The 2,564-nt window shown below is 72.5% G+C and carries 2 protein-coding genes; both read right to left on the bottom strand.

Annotated features, from left to right (window positions below; all coding sequences use genetic code 11):
* Window positions 1-368: 368 nt before the first annotated feature.
* Window positions 369-1,346 (bottom strand): RNA polymerase sigma-70 factor, encoded by a 978-nt coding sequence (locus WA805_RS30765; RefSeq protein ID WP_422339584.1) that lies wholly within the window; start codon window positions 1,344-1,346, stop codon window positions 369-371.
* Window positions 1,333-2,295, bottom strand: a complete 963-nt coding sequence (locus tag WA805_RS30760; RefSeq protein WP_424561417.1) for an NAD-dependent epimerase/dehydratase family protein — start codon at window positions 2,293-2,295, stop codon at window positions 1,333-1,335. Before WA805_RS30760 ends, WA805_RS30765 begins: the two co-directional genes overlap by 14 nt.
* Between the last annotated feature and the right edge of the window lie 269 nt (window positions 2,296-2,564).

Here is a 2,564-nt window from a genome sequence, read left to right as displayed (position 1 = left end):
ACCCGGACCCCGACCCGGACCCCGACCCGGACCCGGACCTCGGCTCGTAGCGCGGCCCGCCCGCGGACGGGCTGGGTTTGTCGTCCTGGTACCAGCCCTTCCAGTCCTCGTCACTCATCGGGCAGTCCTCCCAGCGAACTCGCTGCCAACGGCGGACGCTCTCTGCCGGAGCTCATCCCCCCACCAGACAACGGGCGGTACGGTGCGCACGGTTCGAATCCCCCATGAATACTGTCCGCGACAGATTTCGCCTGAGTGTACCTGCGTTACCCTGCTCGGCTGCTGATGTGCACGACTGGCGGGAGCCTTTTCCAGGATCCTGGAATTTTTATCCCGAACGGGCCCGTGGTTCCCCTGCCCGGCACCAGCTAGCCGTCGCCAGGGGCCAAGCCCAGATCCGAGACCGGCCCGAGATGGACGAGCTTGTCCGGGTTGACGACCGAACGGATCGCCTGCACGGTCCCGTCGGCGATGTCCAGCGTGAACACGCTGATCACCCGTCCGTCGGGGTCGAGCGCGAGCCCGCCGGGCTGGCCGTTCACCCACGCCGGCCGCAGCTCGGCATGGAGCTGGGCGCCGCGGCGGAACAGCCCGGCGATGAACCGGGCGACCCGGACCTGTCCGTACAGCGGCTCCTTGACCGCGAGCGCCTTCCCGCCGCCGTCTCCGACGAAGACCACGTCCGGTGCGAGCAGTTCGAGCAGCGCGTCCATTTCCCCGCCGGCCGCGGCCGCGAAGAACCGGCGCGCCAGCTCCTCGCCCTGGGCCCTGGACGACTCGAACCGCGGCCGCCGGTCGCCGATGTGCTGGCGGGCGCGGGCGAAGATCTGGCGGCAGTTCTGCTCGCTCTTGCCGACGATCCGCGCCACCTCGGCGTAGTCGTAGCCGAACACCTCGCGCAGCAGGAACACGGCGCGCTCCACCGGGGCCAGGCTCTCCAGCATCACCAGGAAGGCCATCGACAGCGAGTCGGCCAGCTCGGCGCGCTCCGCCGGGTCGGGGGCGGCCGCGGGCTGCGGCGGCCGGCCCTCCTCGGCCACCAGCGGCTCGGGCAGCCAGGTGCCCACGTACGCTTCCCGGCGCACCCGGGCCGACCGCAGGTGGTTGATCGCGTGCCGCGTGGTGGCGGTCGCCAGGTAGGCCTTCGGCGACTCCACCACGGTGCCCTCGCTCAGCCCCCTGGCCAGCCCGAGGAACGCTTCCTGCACGATGTCCTCCGCGTCGCTGACGCTGCCGGTCATCCGGTAGGCGATCGAGAACATCAGCGGCCGGAGCTCCTGGAAGGGCCCCTGGGTCGCAGGGGGCTGGGACCGCCCCTCAGGCTGCGTCCCCTCAGGCTGCGTCATTGTGCACCGCCCTCAGCGCGGGCGCGTTCCCGGTCCACGCGGGGAACCCGTCACGCCAGCTCGGGTAGCGCGGCGACCAGCCGAGCTCGCGCTTCGCCTTCGCGTTCGATGCCCCGCGCATCTCGGTCATCATGACCACGGCGGCCTCGCCGGCGAGCAGCCGTCCCAGCCAGGCGGGGACGCGCAGCGGCGGCTTCGCGCCGAGGCACCTGGCGAGGAACGGCAGCCACTCCGACACGGGCGCCGGATCGTCGTCCACGACGTTGTAGATGCCCGGCGCGCCCCGGGTCACCGCGGCCGCGGTCGCCGCCGCGGCGTCGTCCGCGTGCAGGAACGACCAGATGCCGGTGCCCCCGCCGATGACCGGCAGCATCCGTTTCCGCACCGGGGCGAGCATGATCTCCGACGCGCCGGGCCCGTAGAAGCCCCCGTAGCGCAGCACGACGCCGCCGGGAAACGCCGATACCGCCTCCTCGACGTGCCGGATCGCCCGCAGCGACTCCGTCATCGCGGCCGGCGGACGGGTGTCGAGCGGGTCGTCCTCGGTCTTGACCGGGCCGCCCGCGCGGGCGTACGGCCACGAGGTGTAGCTCTGCGCGATGAACCGCCCGGTCCCGGCCGCCCGCGCGGCCGCGAGCAGGTTGTCCGTGCCCGTGGTCCGCAGCTGGTTGGTGACCGCGAAGCCCTTGTCGAAGTTGCGGAAGTCCTTCAGCGCGCTCAGCGAGGTCATCTGGTGGATGATGACCTCTGGCCTGGCCTGCCCCACCGCCGTGAGCACCGCGTCGGCGTCGAGGCCGTCCACGATGACCGGGGTGGCGCCGAGCCGCTGGATCTCGGTTTCCCTGGCGGCCGATCGGGTGGTGCCGGTCACCTCATGGCCGGCCTCCGTCAGCATGGGGACGAGGCGCTGCCCGATGACACCGGCGGCGCCCGCGACGAACACTCGCATGATGGCTCCCTTCCCTGCCTTTATAGCCTTCGCCATCTCAGACAAGGCACCCCCGCCGCCTGTGACACTCCGGGCCCGGGCCGCGCCGCGGTCAGAGCTCGCTGATGACTTGGGCCAGCGTGGCGACGCCCTCGGCGATGGCGCGTTCGCTGACCGTCGCGTACCCGAAGATCAGGCCGCCGGGGCCCGGGTTCGAGATGCGGTACGGCCCCACCGCGTCGAGGCCGACGCCCGCCCGCCCGGCCGCGGCGACCACCGCGGCCTCGTCC

The organism is Trebonia sp., assembly GCF_049794275.1.
GTDB lineage: Bacteria > Actinomycetota > Actinomycetes > Streptosporangiales > Streptosporangiaceae > Trebonia.
The sequence above is the reverse complement of the archived record's forward strand: the minus strand, read 5'-3'. Positions and strand labels throughout refer to the sequence as shown.

Coding starts and splice junctions, on each gene's coding strand:
- WA805_RS30760 (WP_424561417.1), bottom strand. CDS start 2,295: ATGCGAGTGTTCGTCGCGGGCGCCGCCGGTGTCATCGGGCAGCGCCTC.
- WA805_RS30765 (WP_422339584.1), bottom strand. CDS start 1,346: ATGACGCAGCCTGAGGGGACGCAGCCTGAGGGGCGGTCCCAGCCCCCT.